Origin of the sequence: Pseudomonas jessenii, from assembly GCF_002236115.1 — a bacterium.
In the GTDB taxonomy this organism is placed as follows: domain Bacteria; phylum Pseudomonadota; class Gammaproteobacteria; order Pseudomonadales; family Pseudomonadaceae; genus Aquipseudomonas; species Aquipseudomonas jessenii.
On sequence record NZ_NIWT01000002.1, the window covers coordinates 56,892 to 78,239 of the forward strand.

The window sequence follows — 21,348 nt, forward strand, 5'->3', positions numbered from 1 at the left end:
CGTCGCAACACGCCAACCTTGTGGGATGCCCAAAAGTCATTTGGGCGCCAATTGATCCACCAGAAACTCGATAAACGCCCGGGTCTTCTGCGGCACCCGCCGTGCCGACGAATACACCGCGTTGATGGTGATCGCCGGGGCCTGCCATTCGCACAGCACCGGCACCAGGCGCCCGGCTGCCAGCGCATCCTCGACGATGAAGTCGGGCAGCAGGGCGATGCCCATGCCGGCTTCGGCGGCCTGGGCGAGCAAGTCGCCGTTGTTGGCGTGCAGTGGGCCGGTGACGTTTACCCGCTGGGTTTCCTTGCCATTGCACAGTTGCAGGCTGACTCCACTCTGTAGATAGCCGTAGTTCAGGCATTGATGGGCGCGCAGATCCTGTGGAGTCTGCGGAACGCCCGCGCGCTCGAGATAAGCAGGGGATGCCACCATGATGCGCGGTGCGGGCGCCAGTTGCCGGGCGATCATCGTCGAGTCCGGCATGCTGGCGATGCGGATGGTTACGTCAAACCCACCCCGCACCGGGTCGACTTGCTGGTCGCTGAGCACCAGTTGCAACTCGATGTTCGGGTGCAATTCATGAAACAGCGGAATCAACGGCCCCAATCGCCGAAGACCGAATGACATCGGCGCATTGACCCGCAATACACCGCGTAACTCGCCGATGCCGTCACGGGCGCGTTGCTCGGCTTCGTCTAGCGCCGCCAATACCTCCCGTGCCGCTTCGAAATACTCGGCCCCGGCTTCCGTAAGGTGCAGGCTGCGGGTGGTGCGTTGCAGCAATTGCACGCCGATGGCTTCTTCCAGCGCCTGAATCTGTTTACTGACTTTCGAGCGCGGCACGTCCATAGCCCTGGCGGCTGCGGCGAAGCCATTCTCGCCGACCGTGACGACGAAGGCACGCATGCATTCGATGCGATCCATATTGTCCCTGTTTTGGAATCAATGATTCTCGATTTTAGGTGATTGTCCCTTTTATGGCTAGCCCCTAAAGTGACATCCAAGCCGACAGCAAAGCCTCTTGCGGCAACGTCGACTAACCCTGAACTCATTCGAAAGTATCGACATCAAAAGGAACGCGCCATGTCTATTCGTGAACTGCTCAACCCAACCAACTCCGCCCTGATCCTGATCGATCACCAGCCGCAAATGGCATTCGGCGTTCAGTCCATCGACCGTCAGACCCTGAAGAACAACACCGTTGGCCTCGCCAAGGCGGCGAAGATCTTCAACGTACCGACCATCTACACCTCGGTCGAAACCGAAAGTTTCAGCGGTTACATCTGGCCGGAATTGTTGGCTGTGCACCCGGATCAAAAGCCGATCGAACGCACTTCGATGAACTCCTGGGAAGACAAGGCACTGGTTGACGCGGTGAAAGCCACGGGGCGCAAAAAACTGATCATCGCGGCACTGTGGACTGAGGTCTGCCTGACGTTCCCGGCATTGGAAGCCCTTGCCGAAGGCTACGAGGTCTACATTGTCACCGACGCTTCCGGTGGCACCAGCAAAGAGGCCCATGACATGTCGGTGCAACGGATGATTCAGGCCGGCGCGGTACCGGTGACCTGGCAGCAAGTGTTGCTCGAATACCAGCGTGACTGGGCGCACAAGGACACTTACGAGGCGGTCATGGAACTGGTGCTGGAACACAGCGGCGCGTACGGCATGGGCGTGGATTACGCCTACACCATGGTGCACAAGGCGCCGCAGCGGCAGGTCAAGTAACCCGCAAACGCTGAAATGGATGTACCCCTGCCCTTGTAGGTGCGAGCTTGCTCGCGATTGCGGACTGTCAGACGACACATATGTTGACTGACACGCCCTCATCGCGAGCAAGCTCGCTCCTACAGGTTTTTTGTAGTGTTACATCATGCGTTTTTCGGCTTCGGGAATGTGACTCGCACCCAACACCGCCGGCAGCAGCCCGGCCCGTAAATCCGTACCGCTCGGCTGCTGGTACAGGCTCAAGCCAAACTCCGGCAGCACCGCCAGCAGGTAGTCGAAAATATCCCCCTGAATCCGCTCGTAGTCGGCCCACGCCGTGGTGCGGGTAAAGCAATAGATTTCCAGCGGAATACCCTGGGCCGTGGTCTGCATCTGGCGCACCATGCAGGTCATGTTCGGCTGGATCTCCGGGTGACTCTTCAGGTAGGCCAGCGCATAGGCGCGGAACGTGCCGATGTTGGTCATCCGCCGGCGGTTGGCCGACATGGCCGCGACGTTGCCCTGGGCTTCGTTCCAGGCCTTGAGTTCGGCCTGTTTGCGGGTCATGTAGTCGGTGAGCAAGTGCACCTGGGACAGCTTCAGCTCTTCGTCGTCACGCAGAAAGCGTACGCCGCTGGCATCGATGAACAGGCTGCGCTTGATCCGGCGGCCGCCGGAAGCCTGCATGCCGCGCCAGTTCTTGAACGACTCGGACATCAGGCGCCAGGTCGGGATCGAGACGATGGTCTTGTCGAAGTTCTGCACCTTGACCGTGTGCAAGGTGATGTCCACCACATCGCCGTCGGCGCCCACCTGGGGCATCTCGATCCAGTCGCCGACCCGCAGCATGTCGTTGCTGGTCAATTGCACGCTGGCGACGAACGATAGCAGCGTGTCCTTGTAGACCAGCAGAATCACCGCCGACATGGCACCCAGGCCCGACAGCAGCAACAGCGGCGAGCGGTCGATCAGCGTAGCGACGATGATGATCGCGCCAAACACGTACAACACCAAATTCGCCAGTTGCACATAGCCCTTGATCGAACGGGTGCGGGCGTGTTCGGTGCGGGCGTAGATATCCAGCAGGGCATTGAGCAGGGCGCTGACCGCCAGCAGCAGAAACAGGAAGGTGAAGGACAGCGCGACATTGCCGAGGAAATTCAGGCCGGTTTTGCTCAGGTCCGGCACCAGATTGAGACCGAACTGGATCACCAGCGAAGGCGTGATCTGGGCCAGGCGATGGAACACCTTGTTCTGTAGAAAATCATTGACCCAGTGCAGGGCCGGCTGGCGACTGAGCATTTTTGCCGCGTGCAGAATGAGGTAGCGCGCCACCCGTCCGAGGAACAGCGCAATTGCCAGCAGCAGCAACAGCGACAGGCTGGAGTGCACGAGCGGGTGCTGGTCGAGGGCACCCCAAAGGTCCAGGACGTTGGTCCAGAGCTGTTTGATATCCATGGTCGAAAACGATTCTTCTGTAAGGCGCGAGAGGGGATTAGAGCATTTAAGACGCTTTGTATTACGTTTCGGGAAAAATCAGGCAACAAAAAACCAACTGTTTACCGCCATTTGTATAAAGAAACTCGGCCTGAGCGCTCGAAACCGTTACCCTATGCAGCTGTTTTTTTGCATTTCTTCGAGGTAGCACCCGTGTTTTCCCAATTCGCCCTGCACGAACGCCTGCTCAAAGCCGTGGCCGAGCTGAAATTTGTCGAGCCAACGCCTGTGCAAGCAGCGGCCATTCCGCTGGCGCTCCAAGGGCGTGACCTGCGGGTGACGGCGCAAACCGGTAGCGGCAAAACCGCTGCATTCGTTTTGCCCATCCTCAACCGTCTGATCGGCCCGGCGAAAATCCGCGTCAGCATCAAGACCCTGATCCTGCTGCCGACCCGCGAACTGGCCCAGCAGACCTTGAAAGAAGTTGAACGCTTCTCGCAGTTCACCTTCATCAAGTCCGGCCTGATCACTGGCGGTGAAGACTTCAAGGTCCAGGCCGCGATGCTGCGCAAGGTGCCGGACATCCTGATCGGTACGCCGGGCCGGATGATCGAGCAGTTGAACGCCGGCAACCTCGACTTGAAAGAAGTTGAAGTCCTGGTGCTCGACGAAGCCGACCGCATGCTCGACATGGGCTTCGCCGAAGACGTTCAGCGTCTGGTGGACGAGTGCACCAACCGTCAGCAGACCATGCTGTTCTCTGCCACCACCGGTGGTTCTGGCCTGCGCGAGATGATCGCCAAAGTCCTGAACAACCCTGAGCACTTGCAGCTCAATGCGGTCAGCCAGCTGAACGACACCACCCGCCAGCAGATCATCACCGCTGACCACAACCAGCACAAAGAACAGATCGTCAACTGGCTGCTGGCCAACGAGACCTACCAGAAGGCCATCGTCTTCACCAACACCCGGGCCATGGCCGACCGTATCTACGGCCGCCTGGTGGCGCAGGAATACAAAGCGTTCGTGCTGCACGGCGAGAAAGACCAGAAGGATCGCAAACTGGCGATCGACCGCCTTAAGCAGGGCGGCGTGAAAATCCTCGTGGCTACCGACGTCGCCGCTCGCGGTCTGGACGTAGATGGCCTGGACCTGGTGATCAACTTCGACATGCCGCGCAGCGGCGACGAATACGTGCACCGTATCGGTCGTACTGGTCGCGCCGGTAACGATGGCCTGGCCATCTCGCTGATCTGCCATGGCGACTGGAACCTGATGTCGAGCATCGAACGCTACCTCAAGCAGAGCTTCGAGCGCCGCACCATCAAGGAAGTCAAAGGCACCTACGGCGGACCGAAAAAGGTCAAGGCCTCGGGCAAGGCCGTCGGCGTGAAGAAGAAAAAGACCGACGCCAAGGGTGACAAGAAGAAAACTGCCGCCAAGACCCCGACCAAGCGCAAGAGCGCGAACCGGCCGAAGAGCGATTCCCTGGTCAGCAAGGACGGCATGGCCCCGCTCAAGCGCCGCAAGCCGGAAGCGCCGGCGGCTGAGTAAGTCGTTGCAAGCGACCCATAAAAAACCCGGACACTGTCCGGGTTTTTTATGTCTGATGATTATCAACTCTCGGTTTTCTTTTCTGCCGAGTCCAACTCCTTCAAGCGCTGATCGATTAACTGACACTTGTCCGGCAGGTCCTTGGCGGCAGTGCCCAGGTCCATTTTCTGCAACTCGTCGTTGATCTCCTTGGCCTTGGTCGGGTTCTGCTCGGTGAGCCTGGCCACTTCCCGGGCCAGTTGCTCGCGTTTGGCGGTGGCTTCCTCGAGGGTGCAGGCCCAGGCGGGCAGGGCGCAAGCGAGGGTGATGGCGAGGGTCAGCTTGCTCAGGACTTTCATAAGTGTCCTCTGTTCCGGTAACGGCAGATATCCGGTTGAGGGGACAACGGCAAGAAAAGTTCAGCCGAGGTGGCGGATGCATCCCGTATAGGGTACCCAACAAAAAACCGGACAATGTCCGGTTTTCTGCACTCGACTAAACGGTGAGAGAGTCGATCCCGTTTACTCAAGCCTCGATCACTTGACCGCAATGAATCCTCTTTCCATTGAAATATGCTTGTTTCCATATTTATGAAAAATCGGCACTACACGAGCCGAGGCACTGCAGACTTTCTGTAACAGATCGATGGGGCGCTGGCCCATGGCAGCAATCTCCCACTCAGCACCTTTCAAGAAAGGCACACCGTAATGGAAGCTTCCAATTGTTGAGAAGCCGATCTCATGTAATGTTTTTTCGATGAGTTCTTTGGAGTGGAATACGTGTTTTGACCAGTTTTCAGGGCACCAGTTTTTCCACAGTTGTGCGCCAACAGCTTCCATGTTCGGCATCGAAAAAAGTAATCTGCCGTTATTTTTCAAGGCGGAAAATGACTTCTCAAGCATAGGCCTTGGATCAATGAAATGTTCCAGGACACCCCAGTGAACGACGGTGTCGTATTGCTGATCGGGTATCCAGTTGCATATGTCTGCGTTGAGGAAGTGGCCTGAACATTGATTGATATCAAAGAGCTCCTTGACGACTTTCAGACCTTCATCGGAGAAATCGAGAGCGGTGACGTCTGCGTCCATCCATTTTTTCATGGACAAGAGGCGTTTGTTTTCGCCGCCACCTCCCAGTTCCAGAATACGAGAGCCCTTGATCGAGCCAAGCCTCTCATGAATCAACCTGGCGAAGAGGCCATTTTTCCCGTAGTAGAAGTCTGAACCGCTCAAGGTGGACAGCGAGGACTGTGCAGGGGACCACACACTGTCCCAATAGCTTTCGTCAGTCACTTTATTCTGGTCTTGTCGTCCTGACACAATTCTCTCCAATTATTGTTTTAGTGTTGTAACAGTCGGACAGCCTTGAGCGTAGCTTAAAAAAATGACAGTTCTCCGGTCATTTCTTCGGTTGAGCGCTATTTATTTTCGGGTGGGTTGGGCCTCTTCGCGAGCGGGCTCGCTCCCACAGGGGGACCGTGGCGAGCACAAGTCCAATGTGGGCGCGAGCCGGCTCCGGGCGGCGCTCCGACGAGGGCCTCGATTCCGTTTCAAGGCTAACCCCCATGGCAGCAACTGGGGGTCGCCTGTTCTTCGTACCGGTCGTGATGCCGCACCCACTCCATGATTTCCTCCTCGTTGCGACCCTTGGGCGTCAGGTCGAGGTAGTTGTAGGCGCCGACCAGCATGTCCAGGCCCCGGGCATAGGTGGAGTAGGTATGGAAAATTTCGCCGGCGTCATTGCGATAAAACACGCTGAGACCGGGGAGTTCCTCCTCGGCGCCGTCGGTTTTTTCGTAGTTGTATGTAGCCTTTCCGGCGGCGACGTCTTCGGCTCGGGCGGTGACGCCAAAGTCGTAGTTGAAATCGCAGCCTTCGGACGATACCCAGTCGAACTTCCAGCCCATGCGCCGTTTGAACGCCTGGAATTCGGCGAACGGTGCGTGGGAAACCGCTACCACGGCCACGTCATGGTGGGCCAGGTGCTGGTTGGCGCCGTCGATGTGATCGCTCAGGTACGAGCAACCGGGGCAGCCCTCATCCCAGCCCTCGGCGAACATGAAGTGGTAGATGACCAACTGGCTGCGCCCCCCGAACAGGTCCGCCAGTTTCAGTTCGCCGTCGGGTCCCTGGAAGTGGTAGTCCTTGTCGATTTTCACCCAGGGCAGGGCGCGGCGTTCGGCGCTGAGTCTGTCCCTTTCCCTGGTGAAGGCTTTTTCGTGGGCCAGGTGCTCTTTGCGGGCGGCGACCCATTCTTCCCGCGATACGACGGGATGGTTCTGAATGTTCATGTTGTTTTCTCCTGCGTGGGGCGGGGAGGTGACTTACACAGCCTAGTCGTTTGGCTTGCATGGATTTCGACATGCCGCCGGTCGGTCGTCTGCAAACGCCCGGCTGAACGGTGGCCGGGCGTACCGGTCACAACCTGTAAGGCCCGTTCAATTGCACGGGCATCAATCGAACGGACACCGGAGGTTCAGGATGACGACTTACAACTGGGACTTGATTGAGCGCTTGCTGCATGAAGTGCAAAACAGCGCGGGCCACAGCTTCACGCCGCGGCCTTACGCCGAACAGCATGCCGCGCAGAAGGCCGCGGAAGGCGAGCCGATTGAAAATCTTGATCACTTGAAAACGGTGGCTGGAGAGTACGAAAAGTTACTGTTGGCGCGTGGCTATATCGCGCCGCGACCTGAAGACGAAGGTGGCACGGGCACCAACTACATTCTGACGGCGCGGGGTTCGCGTTTGTTGAGCCTGATCGACAGCAGTATTCCCGGCAATGATCACCCGCGGCAGGTGCTGGACGAGCAGGAGGATGCGCTGGATGAGATGACGTTTGATGAGGTAGCGTCGAAAGCGCAGATTGCCTGATGTTGTGTGATCCCCTGGGGGAGCGAGCAGGCTCGCTCCCACATGCGTCTTGTGTTGCAGTCAGTCTTGTTTCGCCGCTTTCAGGCACTTCAAGTCGTTGAAGTCCTTCCTCACACCTTCAATTTTCTTCAGCAAACGTGCCCGCTGGCTCGGCGTACTTTCAGCCATCAGATCCACGAACAGTGAACGCGCCTGGGCTTCGGTGTTGGCAAAGGCCTGACGATAGGCGGGTGTCCACAACTTCTCACGATTGACCAGAAGTGTTTCGATCCGTTGTGGGAATTGTGGACTCTGGCGTTGGGCAACGGCCGCGCTGAACTGCTTCTGCCAATGGACCCGGTTGGCAAGCCACTGGGTGTTCTGCTCGCCCAGGGCGCTGGACCATGTGGCTACCCGCTGTTGCTGGGTGGTGCTCAGTGGCCCGAGCCAGTCATTCAGGCGCTTCTCCATGCGCGCGCCGCGCTCCTTGATCTGCTGGTCGAGGGAGGGTTTGAGGTATTCCTCCTGGCGTTTGCGCCGATCCTTGGCGAAGGCGTCGTTCATTTCGGCGACTTGCTTGTCATCCAGCCTTTGCAGCAACTCGATGGCCGACGGGGTGATTACCCGCGCGGTCTCGGCGATCGCCTGCTCGGCTTCGTGGGCGCGGGCCTGCAAGGCGGCATCGGTGACCTGGTTGGTAGCGACCATGGTCTGCAGGCGGTCCAGCCAGTCGAGATAGCCGGGCAGTTGGGTGGTGCAGTGCCAGCTCAGGTGTTCCTTCAGGCGTTCATCCAGCCAGATTTTCTGCTCGCCGTTCATGTCCAGGTAGTCGCTGAGCGTCCAGGGGATGATCACATCGAGATTGCGGTAGGCCAGGCCCACCCGGCTGCACGCGCCGAGGGCGAGGGTAACGGTCAACACAACGGCGAAATGTCTGAACCAGCGGGACATGGGCGATTCCTTGCGAAAGCCAGTCTTCGGGGTCTGATTCTCATGTGAACCCGGGAGGAGCCCGGCAGTTCAGCCGATCAATAGAACGCGTGTTCGGCCTTGAGCGTCACCAGCCCGTCGCACTGGCTGTTGTGTCCGGCATAGGCCGAGCAACCGCTGCCGCTCAGGCTGGAGTCACTGTAGATCAGGTCAAGGTCGATGCCCATGAACGGGCGGGACAATTTCAGCGACCAATCGGTAAAACTGCCTACATACCCGCCATCCACCGCCACTGGCGTATTGAATTGGTGGGTGGTGTATTTCAGGCTGATGCCGACACCGAACGGTTGATTGCCGCTCAAGTCAGCGAACAGGGTGTTGTTCTGTTTGTCCGGGTCATTGCTGAAGGCGATGCCGAAACGGCTGCCTAGCAAGGTCAGGCCGCCGAACAGTTCCTGGCTGTCAGGGGTCGTGACTTCGGGGTAGCTGTAGCGGATCAAGCCCACTTCGTAGCCGAGGGTTTGGTCGAAGGGTTGTTTAAAACCCATGTAGGAGTCGATCTCGAGGTCTTTCCCCGGGCTGATGCCCATGCTGGGCGACCATTGGCCCACGTAGAAACCGCTGTCGTGGCTCAGGTCCAGACCACCGTGAAACGAGCCGACGGCCGAGGGTTTGACCAGGCCCTGGGCCATGCTGCGGGTGGGGGTGGTGCCAAGCTTGAGGTCGAAGCCCCCCAGCTCACGCTGAAAGATTTGTGCCTGTGCTACGGAGCATGCCAGCAGGCTGCCGAGCAATGCCGAAAGGTAGAAAGATTTGAGCATGCGTCACTCCATGAACTGCGAGGGCAGGCTGGTGAACCCGCTGAAACGCTTGATCCAGACGTGTGCAAGGATACCGGCGAATAATCGGCAATAAAGGCCGTTCGTCGATTTCTACGGGATTTGAGGGAGTGCCGGAGGAGTAACGAGGGTTCCAGTCCAAGCGCTTCGAAGCTCAAAGCGCTTTGGGACCAGGTGACGCGAGGGGGATTACTTTTTGCCCAGGGTGATCTGCTTGGACGGGCCGAACGTCTGGCCGCTGACGCCTTTGGCAATTTGCTGGATTTCACCGCCGGACTTGAGGAACGCAGCGATCTGGCTGTTGATCGATTCGCTGGTTTCGACGGCTGGAGCTGGCTTTGCTTTGCTGGTGGATGCTTTTACGCGCATGGCGGCCATTAACCTGTAGAAAATTAACTTGGCCAGGCATCGTACAGGAGTTGCCTGATAATTGCTTGGCAAATATCCCCTCGGCATATTCGTGAGGTCGGGGTAATTAGTCCCCGGCCAATATTCGAAATATGCACCTAAGCCGCTGTTTTAACTAATAACATTGCCTGGAAAAATACCGCATCACGCTTGCCTGGGCATGGCGTAAATGCCCGGAACGGCCTGACGAGCGGACGGGGTGCGATGAAAACCCGGGAAAATTAAGGGCTTCAGGGAGATTTTCTCGCGCCACCGGGCCGGCTGCCGAACGCGGCGCTTAAAACCGGGTAGAATGCCGCCCACGCAATGAGGGTATTGGACATGGCTTTAGTCGGGCGTTACAACAGTTTGCAAGTGGTTAAACACACTAACTTCGGTTTATATCTGGACGGTGGCGCGGATGGCGAAATCCTTCTGCCTAATCGTTATATTCCAAAAGATATTCCTACCGAAGATGAAGACTGGCTCAACGTTTTTGTTTATCTGGACAGCGATGACAAACTCATCGCAACTACTGAAAAGCCGAAAGTTCAAGTCGGTGAATTCGCCAGTTTGAAAGTTGTTGAAGTCAACAGCATCGGCGTATTCCTGGACTGGGGGTTGCCGAAAGACCTGTTGCTGCCGTTCTCCGAAGAGAAGCGCCAGATGACGGCGGGCGAGTATGTGGTGGTGCACGTCTATCTCGACAAGCACACCCGTCGCATCACCGCGACCGCGCGCCTGGACCGCTATCTGGACAAGACCCCGGCCAACTACACCGCGGGCCAGGAAGTGGATCTGCTGGTGGCCGAAGCCACGGACATGGGCTTCAAGGCCATCATCAACAACAAGCATTGGGGCCTGATCCACAAGAACGAAATCTTCAAGTTCATGCGCGCCGGTAAAGAAGAAAAGGGCTTCATCAAGGAAGTTCGCGCCGACGGCAAGATCAGCCTGAGCCTGCAACCGGTCGGCCAGGAAGCGGCCACCAGCCTGAACTCGAAGATCCTCGCCAAGTTGCGCGAAAACAACGGCAGCCTGGCGGTGAGCGACAAGAGCGATCCGGCGTTGATCAGCAGTCTGTTCGGTGTCAGCAAGGGCAACTTCAAGAAGGCCATCGGTGCGTTGTACAAGAATGGCCAGATTGTCATTCATGCCGATCGCATCGAACTCAGTTGATGCGCTGACAAGACAGAGGGCCAGGATGGCGCAAGCAGAGAAGTAGAGGTCTCTGGCAGGCGGCATTTTCTGGCCTTCTGGTTAATAATCGACAACATGATTCTTCGCCCCGGTGTTTTCTTTTTAACGAGAAGGCCGGGGCTTTGTTTTTTTCTGCCGAGTCTTTGCCATGGATAGTGTCTTCGAGGTGTTCCGGTGAGCGCCACCCGGCGCAGCGCCGACGGGTTTGCCCTGCAAGTGATGGTCGGGTTGTGCCTGATCTGGGGCGTGCAGCAGGTGATGATCAAGTGGGCGGCGGCCGATATCGCGCCGGTGATGCAGGCGGCCGGACGTTCCGGTATGTCGGCGTTGCTGGTCGGGCTGCTGATCTGCTGGAAGGGCGGCTGGAACCAGGTGGGTACGACCTGGCGCGGCGGTCTGTTGGCCGGTGCCTTGTTCGGCCTGGAGTTCTTCTTCATTTCCGAAGGCCTGCAACTGACCACGGCGGCGCACATGTCGGTGTTCCTCTACACCGCGCCGATCTTCACCGCATTGGGAGTGCACTGGTTGCTGCCCAGTGAGCGATTGCGGCCCTTGCAATGGCTGGGGATTGTCCTGGCGTTTATTGGGATTGCCATCGCGTTTGCCGGCGGGGTGTCCTGGGACAACCTTGATTACCGCATGTTGATGGGCGATGCCTTGGGTGTGCTGGCGGGTGCCGCCTGGGGCGCGACCACGGTGGTGGTGCGCGCCTCGCGCCTGTCGGAAGCGCCGGTGACCCTGACGCTGTTCTATCAGTTGATTGTCGGCTTCTTCGGCTTGTTGTTGATTGCGCTGCTCAGCGGCCAGATCACCCATGTCAGCCTGACCCATGTGGCGGTGGCCAGTGTGCTGTTTCAGGGCGTGGTCGTGTCGTTCTTCAGTTACCTGGTCTGGTTCTGGCTGCTGCGCCGTTACCTGGCGGCCAACCTTGCGGTGTTTTCGTTCATGACGCCGTTGTTCGGCGTCACCTTCGGTGTGGTACTGCTCGGCGAGGAACTGAGCCTGAACTTCGTCATCGGTGCCGTTCTGGTATTGGCGGGCATCACGTTTGTCAGCGCCGAGCAGTGGTTGCGCCGTCGTTTGCGCAAAGCCCTCGGGCAGCATTGACCGGCGCGAGCAATAGACCGCCGGCGATCAACAAGCCGCAGCCGGCGACCACCAGTGCCGGCTGTAAACCGCCACTGAAATGACTACTCAGCGCCGCCAGCAATGGCCCGCTGAGCTGGCCCACGGCAAAGCAGGCTGTCAGCAGGCCGGCATTGCGCTGGGTGGCATGGGGCGCCAGTTCCCGGGAGCGTTGCATCACCAGTTGCATGCAGGCCAGGAACGGCGTGCCGCACAGGATCACACCCAACGCCAAGCCTGGACCGTTGCCCAGCAGGCAGGCGAACACGCCAGCGGCTTGCAGCCATAACGTCGCCATCAGCCAGTGACCCGTGGCGCCAGGTTTTTGCCGACGCAGACTCACCAGCACCACACCGGTTGCCGCAGCGAGGCCAAAGCATGGCCAGAACAGGTCGGCCTGCCATTGGCCATGGAATTGCGCGTTGGCCATTTGCGACAAAAAGGTCGCGGGAATGATGTAGCCCAATCCGTACAAGGCATAGATCCAGCCCAGGCGAGCGATGCCTTGATTGCCCGAGGCGCTGGCGCTGGGTGCAGCAGTCGCGGTGACACTCGGTTGTGGCAGGAACGGCAGGATCCCCAGCAGCATCGCCAGCCCCGTGGCGGCGTACACCAGCCACAAGGTGGCGGATGTCTGGCCCAGCAGATTCGAGCCCAGGGCCAACAGACCTGTCAGAAAAATTCCCAAACCGGGTCCGGCGAAGACCAGGGCTCCGAGCCGAGGACGACCGGCCGCTGCCGCGAGGGGTTGGCTCAGGGCGGTAATCATCACCAACACCCAGGCGCTGGCCACGCCGGTGCCGAAGCGCAGCAACAGGTGCGACCAGAAACCATTGGCCCAGAACGACGCCAGGGTCAGCAGCACGCACAGCCACAATCCGCCGAACAAGCGTCGGCGCACTTGTGCCGGACGCCGGGAAAACATGGCATCCACTGCACCGATGAAATAACCGAGGTAGTTGGCGGCGGCGATCAGCCCGGCGGCAGTCAGGTCGATCTGGCCTTCGCTGAGCAGGTGCGGCAATTGTGGTGTCAGGGCAAAGCGGCCGATGCCCATGGCCATCATCAGGGCAACGAAGCTGGCGGATAAGCGGATCAGGGGAGACATGGTCTGGAGTCCGTCTGGAGGATCAATGACCGTCAGGCTAGGACTGATTGACTTTCTTTAAAAATGAATAATAGTGAGTAACTTGTTCTTTTTTGGAGAATGTCGTGGAGTTCAGCCAATTGCGCATCTTCCAGGCGGTGGCAGAGGAAGGATCCATAACCCGTGCCGCCGAACGGCTACATCGAGTTCCGTCGAACCTGTCGACCCGGCTCAAACAGCTGGAAGAGCAATTGGGTGTCGAACTGTTCCTGCGCGAACGTCAGCGCTTGCAGTTGTCGCCTGCGGGAAAAGTCCTGCTGGACTACACCGCCAGGCTGTTGGCCTTGCGCGATGAAGCCAGCGCGGCGGTGCAGGGCGGGCAACCGGCGGGAGACTTCGTGCTCGGCACCATGTACAGCACGGCGGCGATTCACCTTCCGGGGCTATTGGCGCATTACCACCGTTTGTATCCGGCGGTGAACCTGCAAGTACAATCCGGCCCCAGCGGTGAACTGCTCGAAGGCCTGCTCACCGGTCGACTCGATGCGGCGCTGGTGGATGGCCCGCTGGAACTGGCCGGACTCGACGGGGTGCCCTTGTGCGACGAGCGCCTGGTGCTGATCAGCGAGGCCGACCATCCGCCCGTGCGCAGCGCGCTGGATGTGCAAGGTCGCTCGGTGTTCACCTTTCGCCAGGGCTGCTCCTACCGCATGCGCCTGGAAGCCTGGTTCGCCCATGATCATGCGGCCATGGGCCGGGCGATGGAGATCGAGTCCTATCCGGGAATGTTGGCGTGTGTAATTGCCGGTTCCGGTGTGGCGCTGATGTCGGAGTCGATGCTCGCCAGTCTGCCGGGCCGTGAGAGTGTGGCCGTACATCCTTTGGCCGAACCGTTCGCCAGTGCTACCACCTGGCTGATGTGGCGCAAGGGCATGGTCGGGGCCAACCTGAATGCCTGGATCGAGCAGCAACAGGTGGTTTTTCCACCGGCACATGTACGGGCGCAGGACATTGCCTGAACGCAGGCTGATTTTGATGGATTCAGTAACAGATCATTGTGACTTTGCGCGAGCATTGCGTAGGACTTCGGACTATTATCTGTACGAAGGGGCTACAGTACTTTGGCCGCTCGGCACTACCCTGAAGGGGGCATCATGAAAGAGAAAATCCAAAACTGGCTGCATGACTTGGGCGTTGCTCTCGGTTTGATCGAGCCGCCTCTGCAACCCGTGCCTGTTCGTACTGACGACGAACAACGTCGGCGCCAGCAGCGGCGCCGGTAATGGCAGATAACATCTGACAGGTGAAAGGTTTTCCCGTGGCGAGGGAGCAAGCTCCCTTGCCGCTTCGTGTACGTTTGATTACCAGACTTAGTACCGTTCGATCTCCAGCAAGAACCGGCTCAAATCATTCGCCGTCCTGGCGGTCTTGAGCATCCGGTCTTCTTCCACGGTAAACGCCGTGACACCCAGCTCATCTTCCAGATGGAAGATCAGTTCTTCGATATCATTTTTATCCAATCCCAACTGCGCCAGGCTGGCGTTGTCGTCGAAGTCATCCCGACCTTCCAGCAGGCGGCTGATGTAGCGATGTACGACAGCACGAAGGGCAGCTTCTTTCATGATCGTTCTTCGAGGAGGTGGGTTCAGTTCTCCCTGCCGGTGCAGTTCCTGCCGTTGAGTACAGCAGGCTTTAGCCGTGTGAGCGCTGCCATTGGTCGATCATGCTACGCAAATGCTCCCCGGAAAAACTGCCGAAGTGCCCGCCATGCACCGTGCGGATCGATAGCGTGCGCAAACGTTGCAGGCTGCGGGCGTAGTCATCGAGATTGGAGTGGTAGGCGTCTTCGATTAGCGGGCCGTCGTAGATGATGTCGCCGCTGAACAAGATCTCTGTGGCGGCTTCGTACAGGCAGATGCCACCGGGCGAGTGTCCCGGTGTGTGCACGACCTGCAACACCCGATTGCCCAGGTCCAGCACATCGCCATCTTCGACAAACCCCGTGGCCGGTGCGGCCTTCACCCGGTATTCGGCGTAGCACAGCGGGCAATCGGGGTGCGCCTCGAACATGTCGTCGCCGACAAAGGCTTTGCTCAGGTCGTTGTTGCCATCGGGTGCCGCGAGAATGTCCGCCTCGGCCGGATGCACCAGCCGTTCAGCGAATTCGTGATGACCGGCGATGTGATCGAAATGGCAGTGGCTGGCCACGGCCACCAGCGGCCGCTCGGTGATCCACGGCAGTTGCTCGCGCAGGCTGACCAGGCCCGAGCCGCTGTCCAGCAGCAGGTCTTTGTCACGTCCCTGGATATGCCAGAGGTTGCAGCGGTAGAAGGGGCGGATGTACGGCTCGTGGATCAGGCGGATGCCGTCACTGAGCGGTTTCACCTCGAACCACTGGTCACGAGAAACAATCTTCATGAACGTTTTCTCCAGGCGAAAAAAAACGAGTGTGGCAACCGACGCCACACTCGTCGAAGAAAGCATCAAGTCGTTATGTTCAGCTTAGGCAGCGCTGGCCACTGCTGCCGTGCGGCGGGACATCAAGCTCACCACCACGAAACTCACCAGGCCTACACCGAGGCTGTAGTAGATCGGGGTGTTGGCGTCCAGACCGTCCTTGAACATGAACAGCAGCGCGGTGGCAAAGCCCATGCCCATGCTGGCGATAGCGCCGGCGGTGGTAGCGCGTTTCCAGAAGATCGCACCCATCAGCGGGATCAGCATGCCGCCTACCAACAGGTTGTAGGCCAGGGTCAGGGCGCTGATCACGTCGTTCACGATCAGAGCGATGCCCAGTACCACGATGCCGGTCAACAGGGTGAACAGGCGGTTGATCGCCAGGCTCGACTGTTTACCGCCACGCAGTTTCGGCAGCAGGTCTTCGGTCAGGGTGGTGGCGGCGGCCAGCAGGCCGGCGCTGGCGGTGGACATCATGGCGGCCAGTGCGGCAGCGATCACCAGACCACGGATACCGTCCGGCAGGGACAGTTTCACGATCGCAGCGAAGGCGTTGTTGACGTTGTCGAGATCCGGGATCAGTACGTGTGCAGCCATGCCGATCAAGGCGCAGGCCAGGCCGTAGAGGATGCAGTAGATACCGGCAGCGGTACCGGCAACCTGAGCCACTTTGGCGGTCTTGACAGTGAACACCCGTTGCCAGATGTCCTGACCGATCAGGATGCCGAAGAAGTAGATCATGAAGTAGGTGATGATGGTGTCCCAGCCGATGGTGGTGAAGCTGAAGCTCGCCGCCGGCAGTTTCATTACCAACTCATCCCAACCGCCAACGCGGTACAGGCAGATCGGCAACAGGATGAACATCAGGCCGACAGTCTTGATCACGAACTGAACGATGTCGGTCAGGGTCAGGGACCACATGCCGCCAATGGCCGAGTAGATCACCACGACGCCGCCGCCGAGCAGGACCGAGATCCAGAACGGCAGGCCGAACAGCACTTGCAGCACGGTGCCGATTGCCAGGATCGAGGTCACGCCGATCATCAGCGCGTAGGCCAGCATGATCACCGCGCTCGCGGAGCGGGCCATCGGGTTGTAACGTTTTTCCAGGACCTGGGTAACGGTGTAGATCTTCAGTTTCAGCAGCGGTTTGGCGAGGAACAGGTTCAGCGCCACGATCCCGCAACCCAGTGCGGCACACAGCCAGAAGCCGGAGATGCCATGCACGTAGCCCAGACGCACGGTGCCCACGGTGGACGCGCCGCCCAGAACGGTGGCAGCCATGGTGCCCATGTACAGACTTGGGCCGAGGTTACGACCGGCGACCAAAAAGTCTTCGTTGGTCTTGGCCTTGCGCATGCCGTAGTAGCCGAGTATCAGCATCGCGGCGGCGTAGATGAGTACGACGAATAAATCCAAAGCCATTGTGGCGTGTCTCCGATTGTCTTTTTTATGTGAGGCTGAAAATCAATCCCTGTGGGAGCGTTGCTTGCCCGCGAAGGGAGCGCCGCGGTCCGCCAGGCAGACCGCGTTATCGTTCATCGCGGGCAAGCCACGCTCCCACAGGTAATGTGTTGACCGCAGGTAGTGCGTTGAATCAGGCGGCTTGACGCATCGCCGGTTTAGCGAGCGAATCCGTGCTCTTGCTGCGAGGGTCGTTTGGACCGAACACTGCGCTCGATTCCGGGAACAGGCTCAGCAGAACCAGGTACACCAACGATGCCAGGCCCAGGGTCACCGGCAGGCTGATGTCGATACCACCGGCCATTTCGCCCAGCGGCCCGACAAACTGACCCGGCAGGTTCACGAAGCACAGGCCAACGGCCGCGCTCGGGATCCAGGCACCCATGCCACGCCAGTTCCAGCCGTGGGTGAACCAGTAGCGGCCACCTTTCTCGCCGCGGGTGAACACTTGCAGGTCATCCGGGCAGTAGAAGCCGCGACGCACCAGCAGGCCGATGATCATGATCACCATCCACGGGGTGGTGCAGGTGATGATCAGCACGGCGAAGGTCGACACGCTCTGCACCAGGTTGGCCGCGAAGCGCCCGATGAAGATGAAGGCAATCGACATCACACCGATCAGCAACGTGGCCTTGACTCGCGACAGCACCCGAGGGAACACGCTGGACATGTCCAGGCCGGTGCCGTACAGCGAAGTGGTGCCGGTGGACATGCCGCCGATGACCGCGATCAGGCACACCGGCAGGAAGAACCAGCTCGGCGATACCGCCAGCAGGCCGCCGACATAGTTGTTGGCCGCGATGTAGTCCGGTGCCTTGACCGCTACGATAGTGGCGGTGACGAGGCCGAACAGAAACGGAATCAGCGTGGCCAGTTGCGCAGCGATCACCGACACCATGATCCGGCCTTTGGGCGTATCACGGGGGATGTAGCGCGACCAGTCACCGAGGAACGCACCGAAGGAGATCGGGTTGCTCATGGCCACCAATGCTGCCCCGATGAACGCAGCCCAGAATCCGGCCTGGCCCATGGCTACGGTGCCGGCGTACTGACTGTCGAATGCAGGGGCGAAAGCGAAAACGCCCAGCAGGAACAGCAGGCTGGCCGCCCACACCGCAATGCGGTTGACCCACAGCATGAAGCGGAAACCATAGATGCACACGGTCAATACCAGCAGCGCGAACAGACCGTAGGCCAGGCCCAGGGTCAGATCGGTTTCCGGTAGATCGATCAGGCGTTTGGCACCGCCCACCAGCGCATCGCCCGAACTCCAGACGGAGAGCGAGAAAAACGCGATAGCGGTCAGCAGCGACAGGAACGAACCGACGATTCGCCCGTGCACGCCGAAGTGCGCACCGGAAGAGACGGCGTTGTTGGTGCCGTTGATGGGGCCGAACAGGCCCATCGGCGCCAGGATCAGCGCACCGAGTACCACGCCCAGCACAATCGCCCAGACGCCAGCCTGAAAGGACAGGCCGAACAGCACCGGGAAACTGCCGAGCACGGCGGTGGCAAAGGTGTTGGCGCCGCCGAAGATCAGGCGAAACAGATCGCTGGGCTTGGCGTCACGCTCATTGTCCGGGATCTGTTCGACCCCGTTTGTTTCGATGCTGCTAAGGCTTTTTTCGTTGTTTTTGTTATTCATGATCAGCTCCGATCATAAAGGCGCGCTCATCGTGCGTGAGCGTCACCTGTGTTGGCTAAGGGGGTGGCAGCCCTTCCGGCATCGCGGATAAATGTTCGTGGCAGGCCAGCCATAGGCCTTGTTGTTCTTGGCCAGACGCTTGTTTCTTGAAAACAATCGTCTCGCGCTCCTGGCTGAAGTGTTGCTCCCCTTGCATGCGCAACTCGGTGGCCACGTCATGGATGAAAATCGCCACGTCCCCCTGCAGGCTGACGAAAGCGTTGCTTGAAGTGCACGAGAGCACCTCGAAGCCATCCTCAGAGCGCCAGCCGTCCCACAACGCCTGATAGGCGTCGCGCGACAGCAGGGGCTGTTCGAGGGTGTAGAAGACGAAGCTGGCATCGGCGCTGAACGCGCCGAAGTAGGCTTCGCGATCGTTACGGGCAAAAGCGGACACCAGATCGGCGGCGGCCTTGAGAACCTGATCACGTTCGCTCATGACCGATCCTCAGCGGTGGACTACGCCAGGCAGTACGCAGAGCATTTCGTACAGCAGGTTGGCGGCCAGCAGCGAGGTGTTGCCGGTGGTGTCGTAAGCGGGCGAGACTTCTACCAGATCGCAACCGACCAGGTCGAGGCCTTGGCAGCCACGAACGATCTCGATCGCCTGAATGGTCGTCAGACCGCCGATTTCCGGGGTACCGGTACCAGGTGCCCAGGCCGGGTCGATGCCGTCGATGTCGAAGCTCAGGTAAACAGGACCGCCGCCGACTTTTTCGCGGACTTCAGCCATCAAGGGCTCCAGCGATTTGTGCCAGCACTCTTCAGCCTGAACCACACGGAAGCCCTGGTTGCGGCTCCAGTTGAAGTCGTCAGCGGTGTAGCCCTGGGCGCGCAGGCCGATCTGCACGACACGGTCCGGGTCCAGCAGGCCTTCTTCAACGGCGCGACGGAAGGTGGTGCCGTGGGCGATTTTCTCGCCGAACATGTGATCGTTCACATCGGCGTGGGCATCGATGTGCACCAGGCCGACCTTGCCGTGCTTTTTATGGATGGCACGCAGGATCGGCAGGGTGATGGTGTGGTCGCCGCCCAGGGTCAGCGGGATCACGTCGTGTTCGAGGATGTTGTCGTAGGACTCTTCAATGATCCGTACGGCATCCAACAGGTTGAAGGTGTTGATCGCGATGTCGCCAATGTCGGCAACCGACAGCGAGTCGAACGGCGCAGCACCGGTGGCCATGTTGTACGGGCGAATCATTACCGATTCAGCGCGGATTTCGCGAGGCCCGAAGCGGGTGCCGGGGCGCAGGGAGGTACCGATGTCCAGGGGCACGCCTACGAAGGCAGCGTCCAGGCCGGCAGCGGTATTCAAATGGGGGAGTCGCATCATGGTGGCGATGCCGCCGAAGCGCGGCATTTCGTTGCCGCCCAGTGGTTGGTGAAGAATCTTGTCCACGGGTAGGGCCTCATCGTCGTTGTTTTATTTATGTCGGTTGCGCCGTTCACGGAAGGAAGGGCACCGTTGTGGGCCGATTCTGCGAAATGTAGTGGCCGGGAAGAATCGCTACGGGCAAATACTTAGTTCAGATTTTTCTAAACTAATGGAAGTGGCGGCGTTAGACTTCACCCCATACGCAAAACCCAATGCCGGGAACAAACCTGGTGGGAGCGAGCTTGCTCGCGATAGCGGTGGGTCAGTCAACATTGATGTTGGCTGTTACGCCCTCATCGCGAGCAAGCTCGCTCCCACCAGGATTTGCATTGAATCGAGCATTGCGCGTCACCCCGAGATCGGAGCATTTCCATGGCCAACGCTTTACCCGACCTGAAACTATTGCGCATCTTCGTCAGCGTGGTGCGCCATCAGGGGTTCGCCAACGCCCAGCAGGAGCTCAATCTCTCGACGTCGGCCATCAGCACCTACATGAGCCAGCTCGAAGCAGCCCTTGGCCTGGTGCTGTGCCATCGCGGCCGTGGCGGTTTCAGCCTGACCAGCAAGGGCGAACTGTTCCATCAGGAAACCCTGCGTCTGTTGGGCGAACTCGAAGGCTTCGAGCAGTACGCCGCCGCCCTCAAGGGCGAGTTGCGCGGTACCTTGAACCTGGGGGTGATCGACTCCACCGTCAGCGACAAGGCCCTGCCGTTCGCCGAAGCCATCGGCGCCTACAGCCAGGAACACCCGGCCGTGCACTTGCACCTGTCGGTGATGAGCCCTTACGAATTGCAACTCGGCGTGCAGGACAACCGTCTCGACCTGGCCATCGGTGCGTTTTCCACGCGCATGAGCGGCCTGGTGTACATGCCGCTGTACCGTGAACAACACTGGTTGTATTGCAGCACGCGGCATCCGCTGTTCAACGAGCGGCGCATTCCCGAGCAAGTCATCACCCAGCAGCGCATGGTCGGTCGTGGCTACTGGAGCCAGGCCGAACTGGCGCGCCACGGTTTCAAGCACAGTGCCGCGACGGTAGAAAGTATGGAGGCCCAGTTGATCCTGGTGCTGTCCGGCGCCTACATCGGTTACCTGCCGGAGCATTACGCCCAGGCCTGGGCCGACAAGGGTGACTTGCGGGTGCTGCTGCCGGCGACCTTCGGTTATCAAGCGCCGTTCTCGATGATCGTGCGACGGGGCCGTAGCCGCGAGCCGCTGATCCAGACATTCCGCGACTTGCTTAAAGCTCAACTGAATCAGGCGTAGAGACG

At 59.3% G+C, this 21,348-nt stretch carries 23 protein-coding genes; 8 read left to right on the forward strand and 15 right to left on the reverse strand.

Going from position 1 to position 21,348, the window contains the following annotated elements:
• Positions 1–36: 36 nt before the first annotated feature.
• A complete protein-coding gene (locus tag PSJE_RS04840; protein ID WP_090453734.1) occupies positions 37–924 on the reverse strand; it encodes a LysR family transcriptional regulator in 888 nt (295 codons plus the stop codon).
• A gap of 159 nt (positions 925–1,083) precedes the next feature.
• Here PSJE_RS04840 and PSJE_RS04845 point away from each other — a divergent pair, with 159 nt between their 5' ends.
• The gene (locus PSJE_RS04845; protein WP_008018228.1) at positions 1,084–1,728 is read left to right on the forward strand and encodes a hydrolase; all 645 of its coding nucleotides are present in this window, start codon (positions 1,084–1,086) and stop codon (positions 1,726–1,728) included.
• Positions 1,729–1,866: 138 nt separating this feature from the next.
• Here PSJE_RS04845 and PSJE_RS04850 read toward each other — a convergent pair whose 3' ends face one another.
• The gene (locus tag PSJE_RS04850; protein WP_090453736.1) at positions 1,867–3,165 is read right to left on the reverse strand and encodes a mechanosensitive ion channel family protein; all 1,299 of its coding nucleotides are present in this window, start codon (positions 3,163–3,165) and stop codon (positions 1,867–1,869) included.
• Positions 3,166–3,357: 192 nt separating this feature from the next.
• Here PSJE_RS04850 and PSJE_RS04855 point away from each other — a divergent pair, with 192 nt between their 5' ends.
• Positions 3,358–4,698 carry a DEAD/DEAH box helicase gene (locus PSJE_RS04855; protein WP_007972492.1) on the forward strand — a complete coding sequence of 447 codons (1,341 nt, stop codon included), beginning with the start codon at positions 3,358–3,360 and terminating at the stop codon, positions 4,696–4,698.
• A 62-nt stretch (positions 4,699–4,760) separates the two neighbouring features.
• Here PSJE_RS04855 and PSJE_RS04860 read toward each other — a convergent pair whose 3' ends face one another.
• The 3 genes from PSJE_RS04860 to PSJE_RS04870 all read right to left on the reverse strand — a co-directional run bounded on the left by PSJE_RS04860 (position 4,761) and on the right by PSJE_RS04870 (position 6,967).
• Positions 4,761–5,036 carry a hypothetical protein gene (locus PSJE_RS04860; RefSeq protein ID WP_090453738.1) on the reverse strand — a complete coding sequence of 92 codons (276 nt, stop codon included), beginning with the start codon at positions 5,034–5,036 and terminating at the stop codon, positions 4,761–4,763.
• A 177-nt stretch (positions 5,037–5,213) separates the two neighbouring features.
• Positions 5,214–5,969 carry a class I SAM-dependent methyltransferase gene (locus PSJE_RS04865; protein WP_158247453.1) on the reverse strand — a complete coding sequence of 252 codons (756 nt, stop codon included), beginning with the start codon at positions 5,967–5,969 and terminating at the stop codon, positions 5,214–5,216.
• A gap of 263 nt (positions 5,970–6,232) precedes the next feature.
• A complete protein-coding gene (locus PSJE_RS04870; RefSeq protein ID WP_090453742.1) occupies positions 6,233–6,967 on the reverse strand; it encodes a DUF899 domain-containing protein in 735 nt (244 codons plus the stop codon).
• A 190-nt stretch (positions 6,968–7,157) separates the two neighbouring features.
• On the opposite strand from PSJE_RS04870, the gene PSJE_RS04875 reads away from it, so the two are divergent.
• Positions 7,158–7,550, forward strand: coding sequence for a transcriptional regulator (locus PSJE_RS04875; RefSeq protein ID WP_090453744.1), 393 nt, complete (start codon positions 7,158–7,160; stop codon positions 7,548–7,550).
• 60 nt (positions 7,551–7,610) lie between these two features.
• Here the strand turns inward: PSJE_RS04875 and PSJE_RS04880 are convergent, their stop codons facing one another.
• The 3 genes from PSJE_RS04880 to PSJE_RS04890 form a co-directional block, all read right to left on the reverse strand.
• Positions 7,611–8,480 (reverse strand): DUF6279 family lipoprotein, encoded by an 870-nt coding sequence (locus PSJE_RS04880; RefSeq protein ID WP_090453746.1) that lies wholly within the window; start codon positions 8,478–8,480, stop codon positions 7,611–7,613.
• 77 nt (positions 8,481–8,557) lie between these two features.
• Positions 8,558–9,280, reverse strand: a complete 723-nt coding sequence (locus PSJE_RS04885) for a TorF family putative porin (protein ID WP_090453748.1) — start codon at positions 9,278–9,280, stop codon at positions 8,558–8,560.
• 207 nt (positions 9,281–9,487) lie between these two features.
• Positions 9,488–9,676 carry a hypothetical protein gene (locus tag PSJE_RS04890; RefSeq protein WP_015096330.1) on the reverse strand — a complete coding sequence of 63 codons (189 nt, stop codon included), beginning with the start codon at positions 9,674–9,676 and terminating at the stop codon, positions 9,488–9,490.
• A 351-nt stretch (positions 9,677–10,027) separates the two neighbouring features.
• Between PSJE_RS04890 and PSJE_RS04895 the strand changes: the two genes are divergently transcribed.
• Positions 10,028–10,864 (forward strand): CvfB family protein, encoded by an 837-nt coding sequence (locus tag PSJE_RS04895; protein WP_008018234.1) that lies wholly within the window; start codon positions 10,028–10,030, stop codon positions 10,862–10,864.
• Between the two features lie 195 nt (positions 10,865–11,059).
• Entirely contained in the window at positions 11,060–11,992 is a 933-nt protein-coding gene (locus PSJE_RS04900) for a DMT family transporter (protein WP_057715964.1), read from the forward strand.
• On the opposite strand, the gene PSJE_RS04905 is transcribed toward PSJE_RS04900, so the two are convergent.
• Positions 11,937–13,118: an MFS transporter gene (locus PSJE_RS04905; RefSeq protein ID WP_090453750.1), complete on the reverse strand. Its 1,182-nt coding sequence runs from the start codon at positions 13,116–13,118 to the stop codon at positions 11,937–11,939. The two genes, PSJE_RS04900 and PSJE_RS04905, sit on opposite strands and share 56 nt — an antisense overlap.
• Positions 13,119–13,222: 104 nt before the next feature.
• On the opposite strand from PSJE_RS04905, the gene ptrR reads away from it, so the two are divergent.
• Together ptrR and PSJE_RS31905 are read left to right on the forward strand one after the other, a co-directional pair.
• Positions 13,223–14,116: a putrescine utilization regulator PtrR gene (ptrR, locus tag PSJE_RS04910; RefSeq protein ID WP_090453751.1), complete on the forward strand. Its 894-nt coding sequence runs from the start codon at positions 13,223–13,225 to the stop codon at positions 14,114–14,116.
• 135 nt (positions 14,117–14,251) lie between these two features.
• Positions 14,252–14,380 carry a PA1414 family protein gene (locus tag PSJE_RS31905; RefSeq protein WP_007972508.1) on the forward strand — a complete coding sequence of 43 codons (129 nt, stop codon included), beginning with the start codon at positions 14,252–14,254 and terminating at the stop codon, positions 14,378–14,380.
• 87 nt (positions 14,381–14,467) lie between these two features.
• On the opposite strand, the gene PSJE_RS04915 is transcribed toward PSJE_RS31905, so the two are convergent.
• The 6 genes from PSJE_RS04915 to speB form a co-directional block, all read right to left on the reverse strand.
• Positions 14,468–14,719, reverse strand: a complete 252-nt coding sequence (locus PSJE_RS04915) for a phosphopantetheine-containing protein (RefSeq protein ID WP_090453753.1) — start codon at positions 14,717–14,719, stop codon at positions 14,468–14,470.
• Between the two features lie 70 nt (positions 14,720–14,789).
• Entirely contained in the window at positions 14,790–15,515 is a 726-nt protein-coding gene (locus PSJE_RS04920) for an MBL fold metallo-hydrolase (protein ID WP_090453755.1), read from the reverse strand.
• A gap of 84 nt (positions 15,516–15,599) precedes the next feature.
• Positions 15,600–16,979: a sodium:solute symporter family protein gene (locus tag PSJE_RS04925; RefSeq protein ID WP_057715959.1), complete on the reverse strand. Its 1,380-nt coding sequence runs from the start codon at positions 16,977–16,979 to the stop codon at positions 15,600–15,602.
• A 172-nt stretch (positions 16,980–17,151) separates the two neighbouring features.
• On the reverse strand, positions 17,152–18,663 hold the full coding sequence (locus PSJE_RS04930) for a purine-cytosine permease family protein (RefSeq protein ID WP_090453757.1): 1,512 nt from the start codon (positions 18,661–18,663) through the stop codon (positions 17,152–17,154).
• Positions 18,664–18,718: 55 nt separating this feature from the next.
• Positions 18,719–19,141: a YybH family protein gene (locus PSJE_RS04935; protein ID WP_090453759.1), complete on the reverse strand. Its 423-nt coding sequence runs from the start codon at positions 19,139–19,141 to the stop codon at positions 18,719–18,721.
• A 9-nt stretch (positions 19,142–19,150) separates the two neighbouring features.
• Entirely contained in the window at positions 19,151–20,101 is a 951-nt protein-coding gene (gene speB, locus PSJE_RS04940) for an agmatinase (protein ID WP_007984912.1), read from the reverse strand.
• 348 nt (positions 20,102–20,449) lie between these two features.
• Between speB and PSJE_RS04945 the strand changes: the two genes are divergently transcribed.
• Positions 20,450–21,343: a LysR family transcriptional regulator gene (locus PSJE_RS04945; RefSeq protein WP_007972518.1), complete on the forward strand. Its 894-nt coding sequence runs from the start codon at positions 20,450–20,452 to the stop codon at positions 21,341–21,343.
• The last annotated feature ends 5 nt before the right edge of the window (positions 21,344–21,348 follow it).

What these genes read in the sequence shown, in the direction of transcription:
- PSJE_RS04840 (WP_090453734.1), bottom strand. Translation starts at nt 924, where the DNA reads ATGGATCGCATCGAATGCATGCGTGCCTTCGTCGTCACGGTCGGCGAG.
- PSJE_RS04845 (WP_008018228.1), top strand. Translation starts at nt 1,084, where the DNA reads ATGTCTATTCGTGAACTGCTCAACCCAACCAACTCCGCCCTGATCCTG.
- PSJE_RS04850 (WP_090453736.1), bottom strand. Translation starts at nt 3,165, where the DNA reads ATGGATATCAAACAGCTCTGGACCAACGTCCTGGACCTTTGGGGTGCC.
- PSJE_RS04860 (WP_090453738.1), bottom strand. Translation starts at nt 5,036, where the DNA reads ATGAAAGTCCTGAGCAAGCTGACCCTCGCCATCACCCTCGCTTGCGCC.
- PSJE_RS04870 (WP_090453742.1), bottom strand. Translation starts at nt 6,967, where the DNA reads ATGAACATTCAGAACCATCCCGTCGTATCGCGGGAAGAATGGGTCGCC.
- PSJE_RS04875 (WP_090453744.1), top strand. Translation starts at nt 7,158, where the DNA reads ATGACGACTTACAACTGGGACTTGATTGAGCGCTTGCTGCATGAAGTG.
- PSJE_RS04880 (WP_090453746.1), bottom strand. Translation starts at nt 8,480, where the DNA reads ATGTCCCGCTGGTTCAGACATTTCGCCGTTGTGTTGACCGTTACCCTC.
- PSJE_RS04885 (WP_090453748.1), bottom strand. Translation starts at nt 9,280, where the DNA reads ATGCTCAAATCTTTCTACCTTTCGGCATTGCTCGGCAGCCTGCTGGCA.
- PSJE_RS04890 (WP_015096330.1), bottom strand. Translation starts at nt 9,676, where the DNA reads ATGGCCGCCATGCGCGTAAAAGCATCCACCAGCAAAGCAAAGCCAGCT.
- PSJE_RS04895 (WP_008018234.1), top strand. Translation starts at nt 10,028, where the DNA reads ATGGCTTTAGTCGGGCGTTACAACAGTTTGCAAGTGGTTAAACACACT.
- PSJE_RS04905 (WP_090453750.1), bottom strand. Translation starts at nt 13,118, where the DNA reads ATGTCTCCCCTGATCCGCTTATCCGCCAGCTTCGTTGCCCTGATGATG.
- PSJE_RS31905 (WP_007972508.1), top strand. Translation starts at nt 14,252, where the DNA reads ATGAAAGAGAAAATCCAAAACTGGCTGCATGACTTGGGCGTTGCTCTC.
- PSJE_RS04915 (WP_090453753.1), bottom strand. Translation starts at nt 14,719, where the DNA reads ATGAAAGAAGCTGCCCTTCGTGCTGTCGTACATCGCTACATCAGCCGC.
- PSJE_RS04920 (WP_090453755.1), bottom strand. Translation starts at nt 15,515, where the DNA reads ATGAAGATTGTTTCTCGTGACCAGTGGTTCGAGGTGAAACCGCTCAGT.
- PSJE_RS04925 (WP_057715959.1), bottom strand. Translation starts at nt 16,979, where the DNA reads ATGGCTTTGGATTTATTCGTCGTACTCATCTACGCCGCCGCGATGCTG.
- PSJE_RS04930 (WP_090453757.1), bottom strand. Translation starts at nt 18,663, where the DNA reads ATGAATAACAAAAACAACGAAAAAAGCCTTAGCAGCATCGAAACAAAC.
- PSJE_RS04935 (WP_090453759.1), bottom strand. Translation starts at nt 19,141, where the DNA reads ATGAGCGAACGTGATCAGGTTCTCAAGGCCGCCGCCGATCTGGTGTCC.
- PSJE_RS04945 (WP_007972518.1), top strand. Translation starts at nt 20,450, where the DNA reads ATGGCCAACGCTTTACCCGACCTGAAACTATTGCGCATCTTCGTCAGC.